Source organism: Mesorhizobium sp. Root552, from assembly GCF_001427285.1.
Lineage (GTDB): Bacteria > Pseudomonadota > Alphaproteobacteria > Rhizobiales > Rhizobiaceae > Mesorhizobium.
The window spans coordinates 1-24409 of record NZ_LMFV01000006.1 but is presented as its reverse complement, the minus strand read 5'-3'; the positions used below and the strand labels follow the sequence as shown (position 1 = coordinate 24409).

The 24409-nt window shown below is 60.4% G+C and carries 29 protein-coding genes and 1 pseudogene; 27 read left to right on the top strand and 3 right to left on the bottom strand.

Features of this window, described 5'->3' with window-relative positions; all coding sequences use genetic code 11:
• Positions 1-6 precede the first annotated feature (6 nt).
• The 15 genes from ASD50_RS03555 to ASD50_RS03490 all read left to right on the top strand — a co-directional run bounded on the left by ASD50_RS03555 (position 7) and on the right by ASD50_RS03490 (position 9656).
• Positions 7-696 carry an HK97 family phage prohead protease gene (locus ASD50_RS03555; protein ID WP_056236485.1) on the top strand — a complete coding sequence of 230 codons (690 nt, stop codon included), beginning with the start codon at positions 7-9 and terminating at the stop codon, positions 694-696.
• Positions 697-714: 18 nt separating this feature from the next.
• Positions 715-2022: a phage major capsid protein gene (locus ASD50_RS03550; protein ID WP_082549475.1), complete on the top strand. Its 1308-nt coding sequence runs from the start codon at positions 715-717 to the stop codon at positions 2020-2022.
• A 68-nt stretch (positions 2023-2090) separates the two neighbouring features.
• The gene (locus ASD50_RS03545; RefSeq protein WP_056236311.1) at positions 2091-2354 is read left to right on the top strand and encodes a hypothetical protein; all 264 of its coding nucleotides are present in this window, start codon (positions 2091-2093) and stop codon (positions 2352-2354) included.
• A 1-nt stretch (position 2355) separates the two neighbouring features.
• A complete protein-coding gene (locus tag ASD50_RS03540) occupies positions 2356-2727 on the top strand; it encodes a hypothetical protein (RefSeq protein WP_056236308.1) in 372 nt (123 codons plus the stop codon).
• Positions 2728-2731: 4 nt separating this feature from the next.
• Positions 2732-3346, top strand: coding sequence for a hypothetical protein (locus ASD50_RS03535; protein WP_056236305.1), 615 nt, complete (start codon positions 2732-2734; stop codon positions 3344-3346).
• 11 nt (positions 3347-3357) lie between these two features.
• Complete coding sequence (locus ASD50_RS03530; protein ID WP_056236303.1) at positions 3358-3765, top strand: hypothetical protein; 408 nt, start codon at positions 3358-3360, stop codon at positions 3763-3765.
• A gap of 21 nt (positions 3766-3786) precedes the next feature.
• The gene (locus ASD50_RS03525; protein WP_056236301.1) at positions 3787-5415 is read left to right on the top strand and encodes a hypothetical protein; all 1629 of its coding nucleotides are present in this window, start codon (positions 3787-3789) and stop codon (positions 5413-5415) included.
• The gene (locus ASD50_RS03520) at positions 5412-5687 is read left to right on the top strand and encodes a hypothetical protein (RefSeq protein ID WP_056236297.1); all 276 of its coding nucleotides are present in this window, start codon (positions 5412-5414) and stop codon (positions 5685-5687) included. Before ASD50_RS03525 ends, ASD50_RS03520 begins: the two co-directional genes overlap by 4 nt.
• Entirely contained in the window at positions 5684-6028 is a 345-nt protein-coding gene (locus tag ASD50_RS03515; RefSeq protein ID WP_056236294.1) for a hypothetical protein, read from the top strand. Before ASD50_RS03520 ends, ASD50_RS03515 begins: the two co-directional genes overlap by 4 nt.
• A gap of 3 nt (positions 6029-6031) precedes the next feature.
• Positions 6032-6676 (top strand): hypothetical protein, encoded by a 645-nt coding sequence (locus tag ASD50_RS03510; protein ID WP_056236289.1) that lies wholly within the window; start codon positions 6032-6034, stop codon positions 6674-6676.
• The gene (locus ASD50_RS03505; RefSeq protein ID WP_056236282.1) at positions 6676-7086 is read left to right on the top strand and encodes a hypothetical protein; all 411 of its coding nucleotides are present in this window, start codon (positions 6676-6678) and stop codon (positions 7084-7086) included. Before ASD50_RS03510 ends, ASD50_RS03505 begins: the two co-directional genes overlap by 1 nt.
• The gene (locus ASD50_RS22900) at positions 7086-7247 is read left to right on the top strand and encodes a hypothetical protein (protein ID WP_156464923.1); all 162 of its coding nucleotides are present in this window, start codon (positions 7086-7088) and stop codon (positions 7245-7247) included. The genes ASD50_RS03505 and ASD50_RS22900 overlap by 1 nt, the downstream gene beginning before the upstream one ends.
• Positions 7248-7286: 39 nt before the next feature.
• Positions 7287-8777, top strand: a complete 1491-nt coding sequence (locus tag ASD50_RS03500; RefSeq protein ID WP_082549474.1) for a phage tail tube protein — start codon at positions 7287-7289, stop codon at positions 8775-8777.
• 97 nt (positions 8778-8874) lie between these two features.
• Positions 8875-9312, top strand: a complete 438-nt coding sequence (locus ASD50_RS03495) for a hypothetical protein (protein ID WP_056236275.1) — start codon at positions 8875-8877, stop codon at positions 9310-9312.
• Positions 9313-9392: 80 nt separating this feature from the next.
• Positions 9393-9656 (top strand): hypothetical protein, encoded by a 264-nt coding sequence (locus tag ASD50_RS03490; RefSeq protein WP_056236272.1) that lies wholly within the window; start codon positions 9393-9395, stop codon positions 9654-9656.
• Between the two features lie 4 nt (positions 9657-9660).
• Here the strand turns inward: ASD50_RS03490 and ASD50_RS03485 are convergent, their stop codons facing one another.
• A complete protein-coding gene (locus ASD50_RS03485; protein ID WP_056236269.1) occupies positions 9661-9981 on the bottom strand; it encodes a hypothetical protein in 321 nt (106 codons plus the stop codon).
• A 52-nt stretch (positions 9982-10033) separates the two neighbouring features.
• Here ASD50_RS03485 and ASD50_RS03480 point away from each other — a divergent pair, with 52 nt between their 5' ends.
• Genes ASD50_RS03480 through ASD50_RS03450 form a run of 7 tightly spaced genes read left to right on the top strand, consistent with a single transcriptional unit; the run spans position 10034 to position 19912 of the window.
• Positions 10034-13519 (top strand): phage tail length tape measure family protein, encoded by a 3486-nt coding sequence (locus ASD50_RS03480; protein WP_056236266.1) that lies wholly within the window; start codon positions 10034-10036, stop codon positions 13517-13519.
• The gene (locus tag ASD50_RS03475; RefSeq protein ID WP_056236261.1) at positions 13519-13875 is read left to right on the top strand and encodes a hypothetical protein; all 357 of its coding nucleotides are present in this window, start codon (positions 13519-13521) and stop codon (positions 13873-13875) included. Before ASD50_RS03480 ends, ASD50_RS03475 begins: the two co-directional genes overlap by 1 nt.
• Complete coding sequence (locus ASD50_RS03470; RefSeq protein WP_056236256.1) at positions 13872-14375, top strand: DUF1833 family protein; 504 nt, start codon at positions 13872-13874, stop codon at positions 14373-14375. The genes ASD50_RS03475 and ASD50_RS03470 overlap by 4 nt, the downstream gene beginning before the upstream one ends.
• Positions 14376-14380: 5 nt before the next feature.
• On the top strand, positions 14381-14782 hold the full coding sequence (locus ASD50_RS03465; RefSeq protein ID WP_056236252.1) for an NlpC/P60 family protein: 402 nt from the start codon (positions 14381-14383) through the stop codon (positions 14780-14782).
• On the top strand, positions 14779-18456 hold the full coding sequence (locus ASD50_RS03460; RefSeq protein WP_056236250.1) for a host specificity factor TipJ family phage tail protein: 3678 nt from the start codon (positions 14779-14781) through the stop codon (positions 18454-18456). Before ASD50_RS03465 ends, ASD50_RS03460 begins: the two co-directional genes overlap by 4 nt.
• Positions 18453-19436, top strand: a complete 984-nt coding sequence (locus tag ASD50_RS03455) for a hypothetical protein (protein WP_056236245.1) — start codon at positions 18453-18455, stop codon at positions 19434-19436. Before ASD50_RS03460 ends, ASD50_RS03455 begins: the two co-directional genes overlap by 4 nt.
• Complete coding sequence (locus tag ASD50_RS03450) at positions 19436-19912, top strand: hypothetical protein (protein WP_056236241.1); 477 nt, start codon at positions 19436-19438, stop codon at positions 19910-19912. Before ASD50_RS03455 ends, ASD50_RS03450 begins: the two co-directional genes overlap by 1 nt.
• Here ASD50_RS03450 and ASD50_RS03445 read toward each other — a convergent pair whose 3' ends face one another.
• Entirely contained in the window at positions 19913-20629 is a 717-nt protein-coding gene (locus ASD50_RS03445) for a class I SAM-dependent methyltransferase (protein WP_056236237.1), read from the bottom strand.
• A 77-nt stretch (positions 20630-20706) separates the two neighbouring features.
• Here ASD50_RS03445 and ASD50_RS03440 point away from each other — a divergent pair, with 77 nt between their 5' ends.
• Positions 20707-20937 (top strand): hypothetical protein, encoded by a 231-nt coding sequence (locus ASD50_RS03440; RefSeq protein WP_056236234.1) that lies wholly within the window; start codon positions 20707-20709, stop codon positions 20935-20937.
• Complete coding sequence (locus ASD50_RS03435) at positions 20927-21388, top strand: lysozyme (RefSeq protein ID WP_056236230.1); 462 nt, start codon at positions 20927-20929, stop codon at positions 21386-21388. The genes ASD50_RS03440 and ASD50_RS03435 overlap by 11 nt, the downstream gene beginning before the upstream one ends.
• On the opposite strand, the gene ASD50_RS03430 is transcribed toward ASD50_RS03435, so the two are convergent.
• A complete protein-coding gene (locus ASD50_RS03430) occupies positions 21374-21940 on the bottom strand; it encodes an HNH endonuclease signature motif containing protein (RefSeq protein WP_056236228.1) in 567 nt (188 codons plus the stop codon). The two genes, ASD50_RS03435 and ASD50_RS03430, sit on opposite strands and share 15 nt — an antisense overlap.
• Before the next feature lie 675 nt (positions 21941-22615).
• Here ASD50_RS03430 and ASD50_RS24200 point away from each other — a divergent pair.
• The 3 genes and pseudogenes from ASD50_RS24200 to ASD50_RS03410 form a co-directional block, all read left to right on the top strand.
• Positions 22616-23184 (top strand): annotated as a pseudogene (locus ASD50_RS24200) (phage antirepressor N-terminal domain-containing protein); the annotation flags it as partial.
• Between the two features lie 364 nt (positions 23185-23548).
• Complete coding sequence (locus tag ASD50_RS03420; RefSeq protein WP_210168923.1) at positions 23549-23914, top strand: hypothetical protein; 366 nt, start codon at positions 23549-23551, stop codon at positions 23912-23914.
• Positions 23915-24199: 285 nt separating this feature from the next.
• Positions 24200-24409, top strand: a 210-nt coding sequence (locus ASD50_RS03410; RefSeq protein WP_156464921.1) for a hypothetical protein, incomplete at its 3' end; no start/stop codon positions are given.

Here is a 24409-nt window from a genome sequence, read left to right as displayed (position 1 = left end):
CCAATGCTGAAAACCAAGGATTTCACCCTGGAGGTCAAGGGCCTCTCGGAAGACGGCACCTTTGAAGGCTACGGCTCGATTTTCGGCAATGTCGACAGCTATGGCGAAAAGGTCGTTCCCGGCGCTTTCGTCGAGAGCCTTGCCCGCCACAAGCGAGAGGGGACTTCGGTTCTCATGCTCTGGCAGCATAATCCGGACGAGCCTATCGGCGTGTGGGAAGACCTCGCAGAAGACGCCAAGGGCCTTTGGGGCAAAGGCCGGCTGCTGACCGAAGTCCAGCGGGCCAAGGAGGTCCATGTCCTGATGAAGAACAAGGCCGTTCGTGGCCTTTCCATCGGCTATCGCGAACTCGACGCCGATCAGGAACAGGGCATCCGCATTCTGAAGAAGCTGGACCTTTGGGAAATCAGCCCCGTTTCATTCCCAGCCAACCGCCGCGCTCGTATCGAGGCGGTGAAGTCGGAACGCATGGACGAATTCGCCCGTCGCCTCCGCGATGGCGAACCCATGCCTGTCAAGGAATTCGAGGATATCCTGCGTGAGGCAGGTGTCCCGAAAGCCATGGCCGTACAGATCGCCTCTGTCGGCTATGCGAAAGCCATTCGGAGTGAGTCCGAGGGTGAGAAGGCGAAGCAACCGTCCGACACTGCCCTGAAGGCGCTACGTGCCGCAGTGGCCGGATTCTCAGCCACCTGATCCAAAGGAACCACTACCATGAACACCAACCGCATCCTTGCGGGCGGCATCGCTCGCCTCGCATCCTCCGCCATTGGGCCCCGCATCTGCTTTGCACCGTCTGACGACGGCGGCGCGAACGAGACCGATCTGACCTCCCTCGCCGCAGACCTCAAGAAGGCTGCCGATCAGGTCAAGGAACAGGCCGAAAAGACCAATACCGAGCTGAAGAACCTCGGAAAGATCACCGAAGAGACCAAGAAGTCTGCCGACGAGGCCCTGATCAAGCACGGCGATCTTTCAGCCCGCATGACGGAACTCGAACAGAAGATGGTCGGCGGCAACCACAGCAACGAAAAGCGTAAATCGTTCGGCGAGATGGTCACCGAGAACGACGACATCAAGGCGTTCATCGCTTCAAAGAAGTCGAAGGGATCGATCAGCATTTCCGTGGCTCAGAAGGCGATCATCACCTCTCTCACCACGGATGCAGATGGTTCGGCGGGTGACCTGATCGTTCCGCAGCGCCAGGCCGGCATCATCGCCCCGCCTGAACGTCGCATGACGATCCGCGACCTGCTTACGCCCGGCAACACCTCGTCGAACGCGATCCAGTACGTCAAGGAAACGGGCTTCACAAACAGCGCTGCAACGGTTTCCGAGACTTCCGGAGCTGCCAAGCCTCAGTCTGAAATCAAGTTCGATCTGGTGACCACCGCCGTCACCACGATTGCTCACTGGGTATTGGCGCACAAGTCGATCCTCGACGACGTGCCGCAGCTCCGCTCCTATCTGGACGGGCGTCTGCGCTACGGGCTGCGCTATGTCGAGGAAAATCAGCTCCTCAACGGCGGCGGTGCCGGCACGGACCTCAACGGCATCTATACGCAGGCTTCGGCCTATGTTGCGCCGATTGTTCCGACCGCTGCGGGCAACCTGACGAAGATCGACGTTATCCGCTTGGCTATCCTGCAAGCCTTCCTTGCGGAATACCCTGCGAACGGCATCGTCATGCACCCGTCCGATTGGGCAGACATTGAACTGACCAAGACCGACGAAGGCGCATATCTGTTCGCCAATCCGCAGGGTGGCTCTGAACCTCGCCTCTGGCGCCTGCCGGTGGTCGAGACGCAGGCCATGACGGTCGACAAGTTCCTGACTGGTGCATTCCAGCTCGGAGCGCAGATTTTCGACCGCGAGGAAGCCAACGTCGAACTGTCCACCGAGGACAGCGACAACTTCCGCAAGAACCTCGTCACGGTCCGCGCCGAAGAGCGCCTTGCTCTCGCGGTCTACCGTCCCGAGTCCTTCGTCAAGGGCGACTTCAGCGACGCGCTGGCCCTCTGATCGAGGTCGGTTGATCAAGGACGCCGCTGAGTCTTCGGCGGCGTCTCTATGAGCCGAAGGAGATCGTCATGAAACTCAAAGCACTCGACCAGATCAGCATCAGTTCGGTGAAGTCAGACAGTCTTCGCCCGAACGAAGAGTTCGTCGTCAGCAAGTCGCTCGGCGAAGAACTGATGAGCCGTCATCCCACGAAGTTTGCCGTTGTCGACCATGCCCACGCCGAAGAGGCGAAGGCCGAACCCGCCGCTCCGGCGAATAAGGCCGTCACCAGCCGCAAGGCGAAGGCCGAACCGGCCAACCCCGGCGATACCGCCACAACCTTGGAGAACTGACATGCGCCGCGCTACACTCAGCGTTACGACTGCCGCAGACGGCAGCGCCACCGCCTATTCGCCCCGCATCAGCGGCAAGCTTCACAGCGCCGTCTATGTGCCGGATGGAGCCAACGCCTATCCGAACACGGTCGACATGACCATTACCGCGGAAGCCACCGGCGAAGCGTTGGTTTCCCGAACCAACGTCGCGGCCGGCTTCACTGCCTATCCGCGCGCGGCCACACAAGCAGCCGACGGCACGGCTTCCCTCTTTGCCTCGGGCGGCACTGCCGTTCAGGACAAGATTGGTCTCGGCAACGACCGCATCAAGATCGTGCTGGCTCAGGGCGGCAACGCCAAGACCGGCAAGTTCATCTTCCTGATCGACTAAGCCCATGACCGTTCGCGTGATCATTCCACCTGATCCGATTGTGGAGCCGTCCGATATTGCCGGCTCTCACTCGGGCGGTGACGCCACGGTGGCGGCGATGATTGCGGCGGTGACCGAAGAGATCGACGGCCCGACCGGATGGCTGGGCCGGTGTCTCGGGCCGCAGACCCTTGAACTCACCATGCCGGGGTTCTGTGGCTGGAATTTCCTCCTGCCATTCCCGCCTGTCATCAAGGTTGTTTCCATCAACTATCTGGACCGCGACGGGATCGAACGGACCATCGACGAGGCCGATTACCGGTTTGCCGATAAGCGTGTCTGGTTCGGGCTGGGCTATTCCTTCCCGGCGACGCAATGCACTCCCGACGCTGTGCGTGTCGTCTATCAGGCCGGCTACAACGGCAGCGGGGCAGGCAAAACGGGTGAAGTACCCGAACGCGCGCGGCAGGCCATCATCCTGTCGGTGCAGCACCTCAAATCCCTTTCCGTGGAAAGCCTCTACCTCCGCTCGGTCGAGATACCGGACGTCGAGACGCGGCAATTCACCCTGTCTGACCAAGCGAGCAACATCGTCGAGCGCACCTGCGACCGACTGCTGTCCACCCTCCGCGTTTATTGAAGGAGAATGCAATGACCGTCCAGAACTCGGTTGCCGTGCGCAATGCAAGACTCGACGCCTTTGAAACCACCGTCGGCACGTCGCCTATCCTGAAGATCAGGACAGGGGCGCAGCCAGCAAACTGCGCCGCTGCCGATGCCGGAACGGTGCTTGCCAGCTTGACACTTCCGTCCGACTGGATGGCCAACGCATCGAGCGGCACCAAGGCCAAATCCGGCACTTGGCAGGACAGCAGCGCCGATGCGACCGGCACGGCGGCGCACTATCGCATTTATGCCTCAGACGGCGTAACCTGCCATGAGCAGGGCAGCGTTACCGCAACTGGTGGCGGCGGGGACCTCACCGTCGACAACACTTCGTTTGCCGCTGGCCAGAACTTCACGATCACGGGTTACAGCCGCGCCGCCGGCAATGCCTGATCGGCCAGGAAGGGTCGGTAGATGGCTGCCCCGGTCAAATCCGCAGAGGGGACATCGACCCTTGCCACGGTAACGGCGTCACTTGGTTCGGCCTCCACGGCTGGCAACCTGCTGACGCTGAAGGTGGCGGCGGACGATTACGCGGCTTCCCCACCGTCTGGTTGGACGCAATCGACCGGGATGAAGCAGGAGACCTACCACGGTGGGTATTTCTGGTGGAAAATCTCAACTGGTGAAACCAGCGTAAACTACACCATCGGGTCTGCTGCGAATTCGTCGTGGGTGATGGAGGAATATGCAGGGCCGTTTGACGGTTCACCCTACGACACGTCAAACGGCACACTGGCCATATCGAGCGCCGGAAGCGCCACGACGCCGAACATTACTCCTTCCGCTGGCGACCGGCTTGTCCTGACTGCGTTCGGTTCGTCCAACTCGTCGGGCGATATGTCGGGCGACCTTACGGGCTTCACCAACGGCTTTACTCACACAGGGTCATCTGGCCCGGTTTCAGCAACCGGAACACGCGACAATATCGGCGGTGCCTACCTGGACGTAACGGCCAACGGTTCGACGGCCTACAACACGTCGGCGTCGTTCCCGTTCACCAAGCAATCCCATTCCGCCATGATCATCGCCTTCAAGAAGGCGAGCGGCGGTAGCGGGATATCTGGCTCCGCTTCGATTACCGAAGATGCGGACACGGCTTCGGGTACCGGCACCCTGGACATCGCCGGTGCGTCGTCGATCACGGAAGCCTCGGACACTGCGACGGGGACCGGAACGCTCGACGTTCAGGGCGCTGCTTCGGTCAATGAAGGGGACGATACCGCTTCCGGCACCGGCGCGCTCGACCTGTCGGGATCGGCGACCGTCACAGAGCAAGACGACACCGCCGCTGCAACTGGCGCTCTGGACGTTTCCGGTTCGGCGACGATCAGCGAGGAAGGCGACACAGTATCAGGAACGGGCACCGTCGACCTGGCCGGCGCTGCCGCCGTTGTTGAAGACGACGATGGCGTTTCATCTGCCGCCACGCTGGATATCGCGGGCGCTGGGTCGGTTCTTGAAGATGATGACGGCGTAAGCTCGGGCGCAACGCTCGCCATCACCGGCGCGGCGGACATTGCAGAGGATGACGACGTTGTCGTAGCGACCTCGGGCGGTGGGATCGCCGGCTCGGCGTCTGTCACCGAAGACGACGACATCGTTTCTGCGACGGGAACGCTTGATCTTGCAGGCTTCGGTACCGTCTCGGAAGAGGGCGACATTGTCGCATCCACGGCAGCGCTGGATATCAGCGCTGCAGGTTCGGTCCAGGAAGGCGACGACACAGTTGCAGGAGCTGGCAGCCTTTCCCTAACCGGGCAGGGCACCATTGCCGAAGACGGTGACACTGTCGGGGCCGATGCCTCGCTGGCGATCACCGGCGATGCCGCCGTTGCCGAAGCGGACGATACGGTCACGGCGACCGGCGCAATCTCTGCCCTGCCGCCGCCTGTATACCCCACGCCAAGCGACCGGCTTGGCCGCATCGTGGCTGAAATCAGGTTTGCACGCGTTCAACCGGAAAGCCGGTTTGGCCGTGTAGCGGCGGAACAGCGCTTTGCCCGTGTTGCGAGCGAAAATCGAAGGGCTGCTGCGGCATGACGACAAAATGGCAAGCTGTGAAGGACCCCGACGAGATCAAGGATTTCGGGCTGGTGTGGGCTGACCTTCTCCTGACCGACACTATCGGCACATCGGTGTGGCTCATGCCCACTGGCCTCACCAAGGACAGCGACACCTTTACCGACGACACCACCACGATCTGGCTTTCTGGCGGAACGGACGGTGAGACGTATCGCTTGACCAACCGCATCACGACGGCCGGCGGGCGGACCTATGACGAAACAGCGGTTCTCCGGTGCAAGACGAAATGAACCCGGAATCGATCATAGCCGATCTGGACGCTTCACTGCTTCGGGCGGGGGAGAAAGTGACCGTGCGCCGCTACATGGCCTCGTCGGGGACGCCACGGCCCAAGACGGACATTGAGAATGTGCCGGCAGCGGTGCGCGCGGTTAAGCCGGAAGAGATGGTCGGCGACATCAAGGCGACGCATTCGAGGGTGGTGCTCAGCCCTACAGGCCTCGCCTCGCTGCTGCCGCTCAAAAAGGACGACAAGATCGTCATCCAGGGGCGCGAACGGAACATCGACCATCCCGGCCCGATCTTCGTGCAGGGCGTGCTTGTCCGCATGAACCTGATGGTAGCGGGTTAGATCATGGCAACCGGTTTCGAGTTCTTCGAACGTGACCTTAAGGTCGCGACCGCATCGCTTGAGCCTGCGGAAATCAACAGGGCCGTGGCTACATTTGCCCGCAAGGAGCTGGCGAGGGTCATTTCCGAAGGCATCGCCAGCCCGACGTTCGAACGCTTCGTCAACGGACGGCAAGGGGCAGTCGAGGAAAGCTACCAAGCGCCGGGCTCCATCGTCTACGAGTTCACCAACTGGCCGATGGTCATCGTGGCGGCGCTCGATGAACTGAAGAAGAGGGGGCCTCGCCCACGTTCCGGCCGGTTCGATTCCTCCTACATCGTCATTGCAGGTGGCAGGACTGTCGTCACCGACTTCACCAAGATCAGGGCGGACGCGGAAGTCATCATCACCAATTTCCAGCCTTATGTGCGCAAGGCGGAAGTGGGGCGTCTCGGTATTCCGGAGTTGCGGCTGTTCAGGGGTACAGCCCGCGTTCTGGCAAACAGGTTTCGGGGAGCCTTCACCTTTGAGAGCAAGTTTCTGGACGTTCGTGCCGGCCTGCACCCGTCGATGCCCTATCACCTGAAAACGCGTCGCAGCAGGGACCGCATCAGCCGCAAATCCGGCGTCCTCAGCTATCCGTCGATCATCATCAATCCGGTGTCCTGATGGCCAGTCCCGAAGCCTTCGACGTGATCGTTGACCAGATAGCGGATCGGTGGACCACGACGCCCGTGGTTTTTGAAAACGACGCTTTCGACCTGCCCGAGACGCCGGCACCGTTCATCTATGTCGAGGTGTTCGGGGACTTCTTCGGACAGGCTTCAATTGGCGACGAGCCACGCGACAACAATCTGTGGCGAGAGGGCGGACAGGCCGACTTCCACGTCATGACGCCGAATGGGACGGGAAGCAGGGAAGCCCGTTCGCTGGCGTCGCAGATCGCCGGACTTTTCCGGGGGCAGGACATTGCCGGCGTGTCGTTTCTCGACGCCTCGATAGGCGCTGGCGATCCCGGCCGAGCCTTCGCCGGCTACTACGCGATGACCGCAACCGTGAACTTTGAAAGGGATGAATGATGGCAACCGTGTTGAAGCCATTCCACACCGCCGTTCGCCGGTTTTCCGCCGATGACCGTGTGTCGCCGACCGATGACCTGACGCCTCACACCTTCGATGGCCTCGCCAAGGCCGGCTACATCGAGAAACTGCCCAACGCCAAGAAGCCCGCCAAGGACTGACTGGCAACCACCTGAAGCGCTAACACTGGAGATCGTCCCATGAGCGACGCAAATCGCGTACGACTGACCTGCGTCGAGGAAGCGACCCTCGGCGTTACGCCTGTAACCCCTCGCATGCGCAAGGCCCGGTTCACCGGCGAAGGCCTTGCCTATCGCCCGAACTTCGTCACCTCCGATGAAATCCGCGATGATCGCATGAACGCCGATCCGACCAAGATCAACGAGACGAACGGCGGTCCCATCAACGGCGAACTGTCCTACCCCGTCGACGGCTCGCCATTGTCGTCATGGTTCCAATCGCTGTTCTGCTCGACCTGGCTGAATACGCCATCGCGCGACAATGACGGCGTGGCGGATTCGGTCATCACGGCGCTGACCAACACAACCGACGTTGCGACGGTCACCACCGGCGCGGCCTTCGCCGTCGGTCACCTTGTGCGCTTCACCGGCTTCACGGCTCCGCAGAACAACGGTGTATTCCGCTGCACGACCGGCAGCGCGACCGCACCGGCCTTCCTTGGCGCCGGCTTTGTCGCGGAAGCTTCTCCGCCGGCCACGGCCCGGATGAAGACTGTAGGCCTGATGGGCGCAAGCGGCGACATCACGGCTCTTGCTGACGGTCTCGGCTCGACCTCGCTCGATTTCACGACACTCGGCCTTCGTGTCGGCCAGTGGGTCAAGATCGGCGGCGCGGCGGATGCAACGACCTTCGCGTTCCTCGTCACGGCTGGCGCGGTTGCCCGCAGGCAGGCATGGGCGCGCATTTCGGCGGCTCCGACCTCGACCAAGCTGCCGCTAGACAATCTGCCCGCAGGCTGGACCACGGACAGCGGCACCTCGAAGACCATTCAGGTGTTCTTCGGCGACCAGATAAAGAACGGCGTCGACATGAAGACCCTGACCTTCGAACGGGGTTTCATGGGCCAGACGGTGCCGACCTACATCGCACAGCGCGGCATGGTCGCCGGGGAAGGCACGTTCAACTTCACGACGGAAGATAAGGCCAAATACTCGTTCACGTTCTCAGGCATGAGTGGTGCGAGCTCGACCACATCGCTCGATGCTTCGCCGGATGCGGCGACGACGAACGCAGTGATGGCCGCTGCCGTGAATGTCGGCCGTATCGCGGAAAACGGCGCATGCATCGGCGGGCCGAACTTCATCCAGTCGTTCCAGATCAGCATCAACAACAACATCCGTATGAAGAACGGTCTTGATTGCGGAGAGGATGTCGGTCCGAAAGACATGGGCATGGGCAGCTTCGACGTGACGTTCAACGCGCCGACCTATTTCGGCTCGGACGCGCTGTTGTCGAAGCTCTTTGCCGGCACGCCGACCAACATGAACACGCGCATCGCCAAGAACTTCCAGGCGATTGTGTTTGGTCTGCCGCGCGTGACCTTCACGGATGGCTCGCCATCGGCCGGTGCCAAGAACACCGATGTCGTTCTGCCGCTCGTCGGACAGGCCAGCGCCGATCCGCTGACCAGCGCCCATCTGATCGTGGATAGATTGGAGTTCTATCAGTAGCCGCCTTCCCGGCCAGCACCGGGACAGACATTGCGCGCAATAGCGGGCGGGGTTGCTGGACCTCGCCCGCACACTCCCCAGCAGGAGAACCAGCATCATGACGATCAAACTTGCCAGCCTTTCCGCCGACCTTTCCAAGGAACGCGAAGGCGAATGGATCGAGCCCAAGGAATGGCCGGGCCTCAACCCGGAAAAGCCGCTCGAACAGACCCCCTTGCCCGGCCTGGCCTTTCTGGTCAGGTCGACCAACTATCCTGATTACGTGGTGGCGCGACAGGACGCGCTTGAGCGCCTGAAAAAGGACTATCCCGACGACCGCATTCCGCCTGATGAAGCGGCGCGTGTGGAGGGACAGCTTGCGGTCGAGCATCTGCTGCTTGGCTGGCGCGGACTGGACATCGACTATTCTCCCGATGCCGTCGGCACCATCCTGATTGCCGAAGAGCATCGCATCATGCGCTCCATGATCTATTGGTGCGCCGGCCGGGTCGGCAAACGTAAGGTCGAGTTCGTCAAGGAAGCGGCAAAAAACTAGCTGCGGCCTTCCGCTACGACCTTGAGCGGAAAGGCCGCGATAGCTGGCTTGCGAAACTTGCCGATGAATTCCCCAACGAGGTGAAGAGGGAATATCTTCCGGTTCGGCCCAGGGAAGCCCGCGAAGAGCCTTGGCATGAATTCTATTGGCATGCGTGGCAAGCCCTGCGCTCCGACCGCCACTACGGCGCGATGGGTGGACAGATGCCGATATCGTTCATAGCGCTCGACGCCTACGCCCGACGCTATGGCATCGAGGGTGAAGCGTTCGACCGGTTCCATGTCTTCATGACGGCGATTGACACGGAGTGGCTGGCGTACGTCGGGAAAGAGGACCCGGCGTAAGCCATCATTGCACGGAACATTCACGCAGCGCTGTCGCGGCGGTTTGGGCATCAACGGCGTAAAGCTTCACCAGCGGCATGACCTTCTTGTGGGTCTCGTTTAGCTGCTCCATTGCCTCACGCTCAGGGCCGGTAAGCACATCTGGAACCGTTACCAGCGCATCAAGCGACCCGATGTTGCTGACATTTCTCATTCCGTCGGCAAGGGCCTGAACAAGAGACAGCATTTCCACGCAACGAGCAGATCGGGACGATGCTCCCCAGCTCGCGCTACTCATCCCGGCCAGCATGGCCGCAACTAAAACCATTTCAAACACTCTGCGCATTCAACAAATCCTCCGTTCTGAAGAATCGTAGCCATTTGATGCGAGATGTCCATTGACCGTTCAGTTGTCATCGCTGCGTGTCTCGCCTGAGATCGACGCGGCCAAATACACTGCCGGTGCGCAGCAGAAGGTTGCGGCCGACAAGGCGATGGCCGCGTCGTCTCGCGATGTCGCGCAGGCTATGGCGGCGAACGACGCCAAGATCAGCACCGGCGGCGACGTCCTGGCGCGTCTTTCCCGGCAATATGTCGAAGGCTACACAGCGCAGCAGCGCTTTGCTACGGGCCTTGGCCAGCTCAGCCGCGGCTTGGAAACCGGCAAAGTTTCGATGGAAAGCGCCGAGCGTATCCTTGTCGGCATGAACCAGAAGCTCGGTCTCAGTGCCGACTATGCGGAGCTAGCAGCTAAGGGGCAAACGCAGTTGGCGACTGCGGTGAAGGCTGCAAATCTGCAAATTGAAGGCCAGGCAATTGCCGCCGAGCGCGCGCGTGTTGCGCAATCCCGCCTCGCTGCGGCAAACGTCAATGCTCGGCCGACGAATAACTTTGCGGCGCTGAACGCGACCAGTCAGTTTCAAGATATCGCAATCACGTCCGCTATGGGGCAGTCGATCCCCACAATTGCGCTGCAGCAAGGCACCCAGCTCGGCATGGCCATGCAAGCGTCTGTTGGCGAGCAAGGCGCCACCGGTGCCGTGAAAATGCTGGGATCAGCGATCATGGGCCTGTTCAGCCCTATCAACCTGATCTCGATAGGTATCACCGCAGCCGCGGCTTTGACCATCCAGTGGTTCATGAAGGGGCGCGACGGCGCGAAGTCGCTCGACGAAACCTTGAAGGCGCATTCTTCAACACTGCAGTTGCTGAAGGAACAGTACGGCGAACTCGGCGAGGCGTCGAAGCGTCTCGGAGCATTTGGCGGCACCGCCTTCACCGACGCCAGTGCGCGCAATGCCCAGACGTTGCTACAGGCACAGTTGCGGGACCAGATGGGGCCGTTGCTGGACACCCTCGGCGGTTCCGGATGGATGCAAAGCCTGTTTGGCAAGGGTGGTGGCGTTGGCGCGCTCAGCAGCCTCTCCGGTGACCAGAAGTTGTTTGCGGCACCGATTGCCGCGCTCATCGAAAGCGCGAAGAGCGGAAAGACCGACCTCGCGGCGTTCAACGACGAGGTCGAGCGGCTGTTTTCCGAACTTGTTGGCAGTTCAAACAACCCTGCTCTGCTTCGCGACACCGCCGACGCTATCCTGACCATGGGTGAGAATGCATTTTCGGTGTCGGGAAAGTTCGCGCCTTTTGCCGACGCCATCAACAAGCTGAAGATCGACGGCGCTGAAGGTCTTGTCGCGTTCAATGCAGAGATAGAGCGCATCGGCCAGGCTAAAGGCCTGCAAAAGATTGCCGACGAAGCGATCATTGCTGGCAAGGAGATAGCCAGCCTCGCGGAGAAGGCAAAGGAGTTGGAGAGCATCGTTCGCCGGCTTGAGGCTGGTAAGCGTGGCCCGTTGATCGGCAGCAGTGCGGAAGATGACCGCAACCGTTATCTGGATGACGAGCGCTTGGCTTTGCGGTCAGGGCAACGAGCATTCGATGCTGACATTGGTGGGCTGGGCGCGCGCTCGCCGGCAGAACGTGCAGCCGCAGCACGAGCGCGTGAGGAAGCCAGGACCGTCAATGGCGAGTCCTACGCCGTGCGCCAGCAGCGCATCGAACTTGCAGGAAAGCGCGCGCTTCTGGAAGCCGAACACAACCTGACGGAGGCGCAGCAAGACCGCATTCGCGCGATGGACCAGTCGCTCGCTTCTCAGCAGCTTGAGCTCGACCTTATCGGCAAGACTACCGGCGAACAGGCGGCTCTTCGATATGAGTTCGAGCGCACCCAGCAGCTTAAGGAGGAAGCAGCTCGCAACGGCATTGCCGTTGATCAGAAGGAAATCGAGCTCATCAAGCAGAAGGCTGCCGAGTACGGCAAGTTCGCCGATGAGATCGCCCGCGCCAATCTGAACCGTGACCTCCAGTTCGAATATCAGCAGGCCTTCCGTTCGCCGCTTGAACAGCAGATCGCATCCCGGCTTCGTGGTACCGGACTTGGGATGGATTCTCCCGAAGCTGGCCAGATGCGTGAAATACAGCGCATCAACGATCTTCGCGCCGGTGTGAAAGGCTTCTTCGACGATTTTCAGGCCGGATTGCTGCGCGGAGACAGCTTCGGCAAGTCGCTGGGCAACGCAATCCTGAATGCTTTGAACAAGGCACTCGACAAGATCATCGAGAGCGGTGTCAACGCGCTGGTGAACGCGATTGCCGGCGGCCAAGGCGGGTCTTCAGGTGGCGGTCTTCTAAGCCTGCTGTTCGGTGGCGGCGCTGCGTCGAGCTTCGGCACCAAATCGGGCTTTGCCGACATGCTGGGCATAGGCGCTGCGAACGACAATTATGATCCAGGGGCCATCACCCGCTCTGCGCTGCCAGATATAGGTTCAATCACCTCGTCGATTGGTGGTGCTTATAGTGTCGGCAACGCTACGAGCTTCATCCAGCAATATGCGTCTGCTATCGGCATCGATCCGGGCGTCGCGCTTCGCGTGGCAAGGTCGGAAGGCCTTGGCGCTGGCATCTGGCAATCCAACCTGTTCCGGAACGGTGTTCGCGAGCCTTCGTTTGGTCCATTCCAACTGCTGAAGGGCGGCTCTGGCACGGGTTTCGGCGCGGGCCTTGGCAACAGGTTCATGGAACAGACCGGCCTTGACCCTGCCAATCCTGCGAACTGGCGGCAATCGACGGCCTTTGCCCTTGATCAGGCCAAGGCCAACGGTTGGGGCGCGTGGTACGGGGCGAAGAACTCTGGCATCGGGACATGGGAAGGAATCGACCGTTCGGCGACGAAGGCCGTCGGCGCGCTCGATAAGCTCTCGACCGGATCGACCAAAGCGATATCCGGCATCGCCAACCTTGGGCAGGCCGGCAATCAGGCGACGCAGGGTCTTTCCACCTTTGGCAGCGCGTTGAACAAGTTCCCTGCGGCTCCATCCGGCGGCGGTGGCGGTGGGATCGGCGGGTTCTTCAGCAGCCTGTTTGGTGGGGGCGGTCTGAATTCCGCATTCTCGGGCACCGCAGCGTTCTCTTGGCTCAGCGCCAACCCCGGTGGCTATATCGGCCTGTTTCATGAAGGCGGCACGGCTGGCAACGCGACCCGGTTTCGTGGTGGCGTAGACATGAACATCTTCCAGCACGCGCCCCGCTACCACAATGGCGGCATTGCCAACGATGAAGTGCCGGCCATCCTGAAGCGCGGAGAACCTGTCTTCAAGTCGATGGAGCATGCCCGCCAGGTTGTAGGCGGGAGCAACGTCAACGTCGTGATCAACAACAATGCCGGCGTTGCGGTTCAGGCGCAGGAACGCCGGGAGGCGGACGGCTCGATATCGATTGACGTTTTGGTTGACCGCGTCGTGGCTGAAAAACTCAGCAGGCGCGGCACGGCGGCCAACAGCATATTGCGCGGCGAGTTCGGTGCGCAGAAGGTCTTGAAGGGTCGGTAATGGTTGCGTCCTGGCCTCTCACCCTGCCGCAATATGTGCTGACAGAGGGCTACGGCAGCGCGTTTGGCGATGGCCGGCTGCGCTCCCAGCCCGATATCGGTCCGCCCAAGGTCCGCAGCCGTTCTTCGGCGATGCCGGAGCCGCTTCAGGGAAAGGTGGTCATGACCACGGACCAGCTCGCCAGCCTGCGGACGTTCATCACGACGACGCTATTGAAAGGAACGCAGCCCTTCACCTTCCCGGATCCTGTGACAGGCGATCCGATCCTTGTTCGCTTCGGCGACCGGCTGCCGAGCTGGAGTTACTTCGGGCACAGGAAATGGACGGTGGACCTGTCGCTTGAGGTTATGCCATGAGCCGTACGCTTTCACTCGGCATGCGCGAGGCGATGAACGCACAGGAAACCGGCGAGGTATCCGTTGCGCTGCTGACGCTGGAACATCCTTCGTTCCCCGATCCGCTACGGCTGAGCAGCGATCCGACAGAACGGCTTTCCGAAGAGCCGCTGACCTACGGCACAGTCAGCCGAGGCGAAACCTACATCTTCTGTCCCATGGGTGTGTCGTTGCCTGACGATCTTGGCGAACGTGCGCCGGCAGCCCGCCTCATGGTCGAGAATGTCAGCCGGGAGCTTGTCGCGGTTTTGAGGGGCATCGCATCGCCCGGTACGGCCCGGCTGGAAATCGTCCTTGCCTCGTCGCCGGATGATGTCGAGATCGAATATCCGTCCTTCGATATCGTGCGGGCGCAATACAACGCCAACACCATCACCCTTGAGCTTTCCATCGACGCGCTGACCGATGAGCCTTATCCGGCCCGAGCGTTCGATCCCAGCGGCTTCCCCGGACTGCATTAGCGATCATGACATTCGACGAGTATGTAGGCCTGCCTTGGCTGGATCGGGGCCGGGACCGCGAAGGCACGGATTGCTGGGGCTTGCTGGCGATGGTCTACGCCGAGCGCTTCGGCATCGTCCTGCCGAGCTTTCGTGACGACTACCAGACCGCCGCCGACGGTGAAGCCGTGGCCGGTCTCATCAACGGGCACCGCAGCGAATGGACAGAAGTCCCGGCCGGCGAGGAACGCCCCGGCGATGCGCTGCTGATGTCCCTGGCTGGCATGCCGCGCCATATCGGCGTCGTCGTCTGCAAAGGCCTCGTTCTCCATATCGAGCGTGGGGCCGGCTCCCTGATCGAAGGCTATCATTCCATGCGGCTGCGTCGCCGCGTGCTTGGTTTTTTCCGTCACGAGAAGATGGCATGACCACACTTCCCGCTCCCGTCATTCTTGAAGGTGAGGTGCTGACGCGGCGCGATGACGTGCGCGTCGTCGTCGCGCTCCATCCGCTGCGGGAATCAAGGACGGAACTTCATGTGCCGGCCGGTTCCACGCTTGCCGAGGTTGTCGACCTCGTCATCACCTTGCCGGGCTGCAAGGCGCTGCCGAAAGACTTCAGGCTCCATCTCGACGGCCATCCAATCGAGAGCAAGCTTTGGTCGAAGGTTCGCCCGAAGCCAGGAACCACGGTTGCGCTGCGCCCGACCGTGCAGGGCTTCCTCGCGCCCCTGTTCGGTGCTTTGACGGCAGCGTTTTCAAGTCTTGGCGGGCTGTTCTCAGGGTTCCTCGGCAAGCTGGTTATGTCGGCGATATCGTTCGGTGCCAAACTGCTGCTGAACCTCCTGTTCGCGCCGAAGCCGCAGAAGCTCGAAAAGCCGAAGGAAAGCTATTCGCTTGCGACGGCCCGCAATCAGGCCGCACCGTTCGAACCGATCCCGGTCATTCTTGGCCGGCATCGCATCAGCCCGTTCTATGGCGCGCTGCCATACACCGAAACCATCGGCGACGACCAGTATCTCCGGCTGCTGTTCGTATGGGGCTATGGCCCGCTTCAGGTCGAAGACATCAAGATCGGCGAAACGTTGCTTTCGTCCTACGACGAGGTCGAGATCGAAACCCGGCAGGGCTTCCCCGACGATCCACCGACCACGCTTTATCCGAAGCAGGTCGTTGAGGAACCGCTGAACATCAAGCTTGAGCATTCCGCCGGTTGGCAGCGCCGCACCACGGCTGAAAACGTCACTTACATCACCATGGATATCGTGTTCCCCAGCGGTATCGTCCTGATCAACGACAAGGGCAAGAAAGGCCCTTGGGCGGTCGGTTTCTATATCCGCTACAGGTTGTTCGGGGATACGACGTGGATTGATCTGCCGCAGTTGATCTGCCGCGACCAGACGCAGGATACCCGCCGCTTCACACAGGCCATTACCGTCGCCGCCGGCCAATATGAAGTCGAGATTTCCCGCGCCCAAGCCGAATACGAGGGCGAGGATTTCACCATCTCCGAAGACGGCTACTGGACGGCCTTGCGCGGTTTCCGCGTCGGGGAGCCACTGACCTTCGACAAGCCGCTGTGCATCTCGGCGATCAAGATCAAGGCGACATCGCAGCTCAACGGCTCGCTGGATACACTGAACGGCATCGTCACCTCGTTGGTGAAGTCTTGGAACGGCACGACATGGGTTGATGACCAGCCATCGCGCAATCCTGCCGATCTTGTGCGCCACGTCCTTCAGGGAGCGGCAAACGCCCGTCCCGTCGCCGACGCAGGGCTTGATATCGTCGCTCTTCAGGACTGGCATGACTTCTGTGTGATGAAGGGCTGGACCTACGACATGCCGCGCGTCACGGCAGCATCGGTCTATGATGTCGTTGCTGAAATTTGCGCCGCCGGCCGCGCCGTACTCATCTTCAAAGATGGCAAGTGGTCGGTCGTTTGGGACGAAGAAGACACCCCCATCGTCCAGATGTTCACGCCGCGCAATTCGTGGGGCTTTGAGGCACAACATGAGTTCCGCGAACTGCCGCACGCCTGGCGGGTTCGCTTTGTCAACGAAAAGCGGGAATGGCGCGAGGATGAGCGGATCGTCTACGACGACGGCTACACCGCGGAAAACGCCACCCGTTTCGAGGGCATCAACTTTCCGGGGGTCACGAACCCGGACCTGATCTGGAAGCATGGCCGCTACCATATCGCGCAGCTCCGGCTCCGGCCTGAGACTTATACGTTCTTCGCCGACTTCGAACATCTGGTCTGCACCCGAGCGGACAGGGTGCGCGTTGCCCATGACGTCATGTTGGTCGGGCTGGTCAGTGGCAGGGTCAAGTCCGCCAACGCTGGAACTCAGTCGATTGTGGTCGATGAACCGGTCTTCATGGAAGGCGACAAGCTCTATTCGGTGCGCTTCCGCAAGGCGGACGGGTCCATTGCGTTGCGAACGGTCATCACCGCTGCCGGTGAAACGGCTACCATTGTATTCGATGGCAGCGGCACGATGCCCGAAGCCGGCGACCTGTTCACCTTCGGCGAGGCTGGACGCGAAACCGGCGTCTACCGCATCCTGTCCATCGAGCCGCAGGACGAATTGACGGCACGGGTGACCGTTGTCGACGATGCTCCCGCAATCAACCAGGCCGACACCGGGCCGATCCCGGCATTCGACAGCCTGATTTCGGTGCCGTTCGATCCCTATGCCCAGCCGCCGAGCGGGCTTGGCCTCGTCGAGGATGTCTATCAGGAAGGGCCGATCACTTACGCGGCGGTCTACCTCTACTGGACGCCGCCGACGCTGGGGCAGATCGAAGCCTACGAGATCGAGTTTCGGGACAACGCCGATCCGGCGCAGCGCTGGAAGCCGGGGCAGATCGTTCTTGCGCCGATGACGACTGGCGTCGTTCGCGGTCTTGATCCTGGCACCTATTCGTTCCGGATCAGGACGCGGTTCCGGAATGGCGATGTCTCCCGGTGGATCGTCTCGGCAAGCTTCGCAGTCGATTCCATCCTCAACCCGCCGCCTGACGTGAAGAACTTCAGGATTTCGACGCTTGGCGATATCTCGACGCTGAGCTGGTCCGCCATCCTTGGCCCGGCGCTGACCTACGAAATCCGCTTCGTGCCGACGGGCGGGCTGTCGCTGGAATGGAACTCGGCTGTCGTGTTGGTGCCGCCCGTGTCCGGGACCAGCGTGCAGGTGCCGACGATGATCGGCACATACCTGATCAAGGCTGTCTATTCGACCGGGCTGAAGAGCGAAAACCCGGCGGCGGTCGGCACCGATATCGCCGAACTGGCCGGCATGAACGTGGTCGAGCTTCTGACCGAAGACCCGTCATTCGCAGGCACCCGCATCGATGTCGCCGCTGAGAACGACATCCTGCGACTGCTTTCCAACAACGTCATGGCGAAGTGGGAAACGCTTGCCGATGTCGTCAGCCTCTATGCCGGCGATGGTGACGCCGACAGCGTTGGAATGGCCGTTTCGGGTTCCTACTACTTCGACAACAATCTTGACCTCGGCGAGGTCTTCACCAGCCGCCTGACGGCGGTGATCGACGCAACCGGCGAAAACCTCGGCAACGTCATGAGCAGTTGGGTGACGCTCGCCGATGTCGCCGTGATGGACGATTCCTCACCCGACGATTGGGAGGTCTCGCTTGAGTTCCGGACAACGCTGGTCAACCCGGCGCTGGATGACTGGAGCGAATGGCGTCCGTTCATCGTGGGCGATGTCACCGCTCGGGCCTTCGAGTTCCGTGTCTTGCTGGAGGGTCGCTCGACGGGCGTCGATCCCGACTTCTACAGCATGATCACGCCGGCCGTTCGCATGCTGCGCGTCCAGATCGACATGCCGGATCGTGTCATCGCGCAGGAGGATATCGTGGTGCCCGCTGTCGGACTCGATATCGACTTCATCCCGCCGTTCCGCTCGCTGCACGGCATCGCCACCGCCGACCAGGACCTCGCCACGGGTGACCGCAAGACGATCACATCGAAGGGTGCCGACGGCTTCCGCATCCAATTCTTCGACGCAGGGGGAACCCCTGTTCAACGCACAATCGACTACGTCGCTAAAGGGTACGGGAGAATGCTTCAATGAGCCAATCAGATTTTGGCACGATCAACGCGGCGACCAAGAGCGGATCGGCGCTGGCGACGGACCTGAATAGCTGGCGCAATGCCCTGCATTCCAACCATAAGGGCAGCGCCGAGCCATCCTATAAGGCCACCGGCATGACGTGGCTCGATGACAGTCTCGACCCGATCTGGATTTACAAGGTCTATGACGGAACGACGTGGATACCGCTGCTGGAGATCGATGTCACCGCCAACGTCGCCGTCCCGGCTGGCATCACGTCGCGCCTGAAGTTCCCGCTTGCCGGCGGTTCCGCCAACGCGCTGACCATTACCCCTGCCGTGGCGATGGCGGCCTATGCCGATCAGGACGTGGTAACGTTCGAAGCCGCATCGAATAACTCCGGCGCGGCGACGCTGAACATCTCGGGTGTTGGCGCCAAGGCCATCCGCAAGATCATCGGTGGTGCGGACGTTGCCCTTGCTTCGGGCGATCTTCGTGCCGGTGGCCGCTATATGGTCAACTATGACAGCGCTGCCAACAGTGCAGCCGGCGCATGGGTGCTGACGAGCCTGCCGATTACGCTCGGCACGACGGTCGACTCCGCGGCAGCGGGTAATGACAGCCGGATAACGGGTGCGTTGCAGCGTTCGGGCGGCACGATGACGGGCAAGATCACGCTCGATGGCGATCCGTCCAGCAATCTCCATGCCGGGACCAAGCAATATATCGACGGGCAGGACTTAGGGATTGGGCAGACCCATCAAGCCGTTTCAAGAACACTTGGCACTTCCTATCAAAACACTACCGGAAAACCTATTGTTTGTTATGGGCGCCTTGGGGTGAGCGCCTCCGCGAAGGCGCAGGTCTCAACAGACAATTCTACCTGGGTAGATGCCATGTCGGGCGGAACGGCCGAAGCGCTCAGTTTCTCTTTCGTTGTACCTCCCGGCCACTACTACAAGGTCATAGTATCAGGGTCGATCTCGCAGGAGCTTCGCTAATGGAAATCGGATTCTTCCACCCGGATCGTGGCTATTGGCAGGCGATCGATGTCAGCAAGACGCCCTATACCGTCATTGACGAGCCGGAGCGCATAGAGATCGGTGAAGGTGGTGAGGAAGTCGTCATCCCAGCCGTGACGCACGAAACCACACAGTACGCCGAATTGCTTGCAAGCTACCCCGAAGGCACCGTGGAAGTGCCGCTGAAGCCCGGCGCTGATTACGACTTGCAAGACGGGGAATGGGTCCATGTCGATCCCGAGCCTGTTCGCCAGACGGTGCTGAAATCGACCGTACAAGCCAGGATAATCGACGCAGGCAAGATGGATGATGCCTATGCCGCGCTCACGTCGAATGCCGTGTATTTTGCGCGGTGGTTCGCGCCTGACCGCCCCGTTGTCTACTGCGACGATCCTGACGCCATGTTGCTGGTAACGGCGATCGGGCTCGACCCAGCGGTGATCCTAGCGCCTTAACTAGTCCTTCGGTGGATACATCGTTTCCAGAACATCAGTCGCGGAAATGTCCCATTTCAAGAGGTCTTCGCGATAGGGGCCGATCTTGCGGGCCAAGCAGGCAACGCCACCATTGACGACGTGCTTGTGAAGGCGCTTCGCGGGAGGAGAGTTTGTCAGGCTGTAGACTTTGCACGGCACACCCTCGGCCACTTCGATCAGTTCGAAGCCGGTGAACTCATTGAACAGCGAATGGAAGCCGGTCTTCGGGAAACGCCAGAAGTCCCACGGCATTTCATGTTCGGGCCACATCGGATGCGTTGCGGTGAAGACGTAGCCGCCGACCTTCAGGACACGATTGATTTCGAGAGCGGCTTTCCAAGGGATAAGCAGGTGCTCGAAGACAGAGGCTGAGTAGACGACGTCGAAATGGTTTGCCGGAACGTACTCGGATAGGCGATGTGCATCGCCAACGATATCGACGTTTTCACCGGCCAGGATGTCCATCCCGACATATTCGCCAGCATTCGGGAACCATCCGCGCTTCAGATCGCCGGTCACATTACGGGAGCCAACTTCGAGAATCTTGGGGCGGTCCAACCCATTGATGAGGTCGGTCACCTTCGAAGTCAGTGCATAGAATGGGTCGGAATCGGTGTTGCTCGACACGTAGGGAGCATGGAGCGTGTTCATCAAGCGGAAGTAAAACCTGCGAAGTTCCTTGCTGATCTTGCCCACTCGTTGTTCCCCACAAATAAACCCTTGGCGCGCTGATACGCCACGCAACGACCTCTGACAACAACAAGGAGCCAACCATGCGTCTCGTTTCCAACTGGAAGCGGGTGCTTTGCCATGCGTACAGCATTCGCTTTCTGCTCCTTGCCGGCATCCTGTCCGGGCTGGAAGTGGCCTTGCCGCTTCTGGATGGCATCCTGCCCGTACCACCCACGACGTTCGCCGTTCTTTCCGGCCTGTGCGTCTGCATGGCCTTCATAGCGAGGCTGGTGGCACAGGACCGCGTTTCAGGAGGCGGCCATGACGAGTAGGCTCAAGCGCAACACCGCCCTCGCGGCGGCTGCCGTGGCGCTCGTTGGCGGCTTCGAAGGGCTTCGAAACTACGCCTATAGAGATCCAGTGGGGATTCCAACTTTATGCTTCGGGGAAACGCGCGGCGTGAAGATGGGAGACTACAAGACCACCGCCGAATGCAAGGCGATGTTGGCTGACAGGCTGGTGGAATTTGAAACCGGCATGAGAAAGTGCCTTGTCCGCCCGGACAGAATACCAGACGGCGCGTACACCGCGTTTCTCTCGGCGTCGTATAATATTGGCACCGCCGCTTTCTGCAAATCTTCGATGGCGAAGCGCGCCAACCAAGGCGACTTGAATGGCGCTTGTGACGCCCTTCTGATGTGGGATAAGGCGGCAGGAATACGTTTGCCGGGGCTGACAAAACGCCGTCAGAAAGAACGCGCGCTTTGCCTAAGCGGCATCTGACATGCCGTGACGGGGAGAGAAACCCAATTCTGCGCTGGCCTTCTCTCTAGCGGCTATCGCATCTTCCAATGTCCTGAATTCGCCAAGATTTCTGCGAGTGCCGTCAAGGTCGATGTAGGCGGCCCAACGGCTGTTGCGGCCTCTAAAAGACACGCCAACATGGCCGCTTCTGTTGTTTTTGTAGCGGCGCTGGTTCTTCATATTGTCAGATGTTGTCCCGTCTCGAAGATTGCAGATTCTATTATCTGCCGGATCGCCGTTGAGATGATCTATATCGCCGGATGGCCATTCGCCCGTCGCCAACAGCCACGCAACTCTGTGCGCCTTGACCGACTGCCCAAAGATTGCCCCAGACAGGTATCCTTGCGTGCCGGGGCAGTTAAGCGCCTCCGTGCCTGCATACATCTTGTTCCATCGGAACGCTGCCGCGAGTTGCCCTCCGGCAGCGCCAGACTTGAAAAACCGCTCAGATCGAATCTTCCAACGAAACTTACCGGTTTTGGGATTGTAGTTGAGAACCTCAGATACATGATCATAAGTTAGTTCAGCCATTTCGACCTCTCATCAGGTTGGCTTGGTTAGAGCGCGTCGTCGGGCTGCAACCCCTTCGGCGCGCTCACTTTTTATACCATAAACCTCTGACAAATAAAATCTTTTTGCCTGGCAGGTGTTCCATGAAAACCGCGCTCATCGCCGTTGCTGGCGGATTGTTCACCGTGGCTGCCTTGGCTGCACTGTTCTGGTGGTGGTTGGCGATATGAATCGCATTGCAATATCAGCCGGGAGTTGTGCCCGTTATCCCCAAATACCCGATCTTCACGCCGATACTGGCCTCGCGGGCTTGCATTGGGAGTCTGTTTCCTGTCAGCTTTTTGAGAACAAAGCGTGATTTGAGTTCCCGGAAACGGGAATGCTCCGGTCCCTACCCGGAGTGGAGAGGGGAGAGGTCCTTTCGCTTGGACGCCGAAGTACCTCCCCCTCTCGCGTCCATNTGATTTGAGTTCCCGGAAACGGGAATGCTCCGGTCCCTACCCGGAGTGGAGAGGGGAGAGGTCCTTTCGCTTGGACGCCGAAGTACCTCCCCCTCTCGCGTCCATGGAGCGCGTAGGGCGCTCCAAGCACAAGGAACCCATTAACATGGGACAGATTGTAACTGTCAACTTTCGTGGCGATCAACTTTACGGCTTTGAGAACGACGACGGCGTGTTCGTNCCCCCTCTCGCGTCCATGGAGCGCGTAGGGCGCTCCAAGCACAAGGAACCCATTAACATGGGACAGATTGTAACTGTCAACTTTCGTGGCGATCAACTTTACGGCTTTGAGAACGACGACGGCGTGTTCGTCGCGCTCAAGCCTATCGTTGAAAGCATAGGCATGAACTGGTCGGGCCAGGAGCAGCGCGTCAAGCGCGACCCGATTCTGTCGGAAGGTATATGTGTCATGCATACACCTTTCGGTCCTGGTGGTGGCCAAGATTGCCTTTGCCTCAAGATGGAACTGGTCAACGGTTGGCTTTTCACCATCGACTCATCCCGGATCAAGGACGATGCGGTGCGTGAGAAGGTCATTCTCTACCAGCGAGAATGCTACGGGGTGCTTTTCAAGCACTTCTACAAGGGTGCGAAGCACACGGCAGAGCCTCTTGTCCTCGAAGATCATGAGGAAACGGCCAACCCGGACGGGATGAAGGTGCGCCTCGTCACAGAATGTCGTCAGACGTTCGGAGCCAAGGCATCGGGCCAACTTTGGTTCCAGCTTGGCTTGCCAACGGTCCCGGCCATGATTGAGCAGAGCCGNGGTGCGCCTCGTCACAGAATGTCGTCAGACGTTCGGAGCCAAGGCATCGGGCCAACTTTGGTTCCAGCTTGGCTTGCCAACGGTCCCGGCCATGATTGAGCAGAGCCGCCAGTATGACTTGCTCGACTTCGCGTCGATCAAGACGGCGGCAGACCAGCCCACGGCGAACGCGGCGTAGTTTATCGATCTATTCTGCGGAACAGGCGGCTCTTGTTTGGGCCGCCTTTTTCTATGGAGCCAGCCATGACCCTCCGCGCCTACATCGCCCTTGCCGTGCTGCTGGCGTTCATGGGGCTGGGCGGCGTGGTCGGGCAAGCCCGGCANCGGCTCTTGTTTGGGCCGCCTTTTTCTATGGAGCCAGCCATGACCCTCCGCGCCTACATCGCCCTTGCCGTGCTGCTGGCGTTCATGGGGCTGGGCGGCGTTGCGCTCTACTACCGCGCAGAAGCGGCAGACGCAGCCAAGGAAGCGCAGCAGGCCATTTCCGACAGGGACAAGGCTGTTGAGGCAAACGTGGCGCTGCAAGGCACCGTAAACCGGCTGCGTGCCGCCTATGACCGCAACGACAAGCTCACCGCCGAACTGGAACAGAAGCTTGCCGACGCCAAGACGGCTGTTCTCGAGAGAAAAGACGCTCTTACCGCGTTGAAGGAAACCGATGCGACCGTTCATGATTACCTCCGCACTCCTGTGCCTCTGTCTTTGCGCCGGTTGTACGCTGACCGCTAAGCCGCAGGTCGTGGTCGAGACGCAGGTCGTGCGAGAGAAAATCCCGGAGTCGCTGCTAGCGCCCACGTGCCCGAAATCATGGGCAAAGAAGGGCGGCCCGGAGATCACCCAGGACTTCGTGGATCGCGGGGACACGAACGAAGACGGGCTGACCTGCCGAGAGGCAAAGCTTGAAGGAATACGGCAATGGAACGCAGGGCAAGAATAGTCATTTGCCTGTTTGTCGTCGGCTTTGCGCTCTGTGTCGCAGCCGCAATCTATCTCAGTGCATAAGGGGCCGGGGAATTGAGCGAGGATGCCATGCAGCAGAGCCGGGAAGTGAACATCAACTGGCTTCGGATCAACGTCCCCTCGGTGGCGTCTATCGTCGCGGTGGGCATTGTCGTTGCCATGTATGTGCAGGGCTTGGCGTCCAAGGTCGATAAGATCGAGGAAAACCGCCAAACCAGATCAGCTACGGTGGACAAGAGCCTGGATCAGATTGGTGATCAGTTA

What these genes read in the sequence shown, in the direction of transcription:
- ASD50_RS03550 (WP_082549475.1), top strand. Translation starts at nt 715, where the DNA reads ATGAACACCAACCGCATCCTTGCGGGCGGCATCGCTCGCCTCGCATCC.
- ASD50_RS03545 (WP_056236311.1), top strand. Translation starts at nt 2,091, where the DNA reads ATGAAACTCAAAGCACTCGACCAGATCAGCATCAGTTCGGTGAAGTCA.
- ASD50_RS03540 (WP_056236308.1), top strand. Translation starts at nt 2,356, where the DNA reads ATGCGCCGCGCTACACTCAGCGTTACGACTGCCGCAGACGGCAGCGCC.
- ASD50_RS03535 (WP_056236305.1), top strand. Translation starts at nt 2,732, where the DNA reads ATGACCGTTCGCGTGATCATTCCACCTGATCCGATTGTGGAGCCGTCC.
- ASD50_RS03530 (WP_056236303.1), top strand. Translation starts at nt 3,358, where the DNA reads ATGACCGTCCAGAACTCGGTTGCCGTGCGCAATGCAAGACTCGACGCC.
- ASD50_RS03525 (WP_056236301.1), top strand. Translation starts at nt 3,787, where the DNA reads ATGGCTGCCCCGGTCAAATCCGCAGAGGGGACATCGACCCTTGCCACG.
- ASD50_RS03520 (WP_056236297.1), top strand. Translation starts at nt 5,412, where the DNA reads ATGACGACAAAATGGCAAGCTGTGAAGGACCCCGACGAGATCAAGGAT.
- ASD50_RS03515 (WP_056236294.1), top strand. Translation starts at nt 5,684, where the DNA reads ATGAACCCGGAATCGATCATAGCCGATCTGGACGCTTCACTGCTTCGG.
- ASD50_RS03510 (WP_056236289.1), top strand. Translation starts at nt 6,032, where the DNA reads ATGGCAACCGGTTTCGAGTTCTTCGAACGTGACCTTAAGGTCGCGACC.
- ASD50_RS03505 (WP_056236282.1), top strand. Translation starts at nt 6,676, where the DNA reads ATGGCCAGTCCCGAAGCCTTCGACGTGATCGTTGACCAGATAGCGGAT.
- ASD50_RS22900 (WP_156464923.1), top strand. Translation starts at nt 7,086, where the DNA reads ATGGCAACCGTGTTGAAGCCATTCCACACCGCCGTTCGCCGGTTTTCC.
- ASD50_RS03500 (WP_082549474.1), top strand. Translation starts at nt 7,287, where the DNA reads ATGAGCGACGCAAATCGCGTACGACTGACCTGCGTCGAGGAAGCGACC.
- ASD50_RS03495 (WP_056236275.1), top strand. Translation starts at nt 8,875, where the DNA reads ATGACGATCAAACTTGCCAGCCTTTCCGCCGACCTTTCCAAGGAACGC.
- ASD50_RS03485 (WP_056236269.1), bottom strand. Translation starts at nt 9,981, where the DNA reads ATGCGCAGAGTGTTTGAAATGGTTTTAGTTGCGGCCATGCTGGCCGGG.
- ASD50_RS03475 (WP_056236261.1), top strand. Translation starts at nt 13,519, where the DNA reads ATGGTTGCGTCCTGGCCTCTCACCCTGCCGCAATATGTGCTGACAGAG.
- ASD50_RS03470 (WP_056236256.1), top strand. Translation starts at nt 13,872, where the DNA reads ATGAGCCGTACGCTTTCACTCGGCATGCGCGAGGCGATGAACGCACAG.
- ASD50_RS03465 (WP_056236252.1), top strand. Translation starts at nt 14,381, where the DNA reads ATGACATTCGACGAGTATGTAGGCCTGCCTTGGCTGGATCGGGGCCGG.
- ASD50_RS03460 (WP_056236250.1), top strand. Translation starts at nt 14,779, where the DNA reads ATGACCACACTTCCCGCTCCCGTCATTCTTGAAGGTGAGGTGCTGACG.
- ASD50_RS03455 (WP_056236245.1), top strand. Translation starts at nt 18,453, where the DNA reads ATGAGCCAATCAGATTTTGGCACGATCAACGCGGCGACCAAGAGCGGA.
- ASD50_RS03450 (WP_056236241.1), top strand. Translation starts at nt 19,436, where the DNA reads ATGGAAATCGGATTCTTCCACCCGGATCGTGGCTATTGGCAGGCGATC.
- ASD50_RS03440 (WP_056236234.1), top strand. Translation starts at nt 20,707, where the DNA reads ATGCGTCTCGTTTCCAACTGGAAGCGGGTGCTTTGCCATGCGTACAGC.
- ASD50_RS03435 (WP_056236230.1), top strand. Translation starts at nt 20,927, where the DNA reads ATGACGAGTAGGCTCAAGCGCAACACCGCCCTCGCGGCGGCTGCCGTG.
- ASD50_RS03430 (WP_056236228.1), bottom strand. Translation starts at nt 21,940, where the DNA reads ATGGCTGAACTAACTTATGATCATGTATCTGAGGTTCTCAACTACAAT.
- ASD50_RS03420 (WP_210168923.1), top strand. Translation starts at nt 23,549, where the DNA reads ATGACCCTCCGCGCCTACATCGCCCTTGCCGTGCTGCTGGCGTTCATG.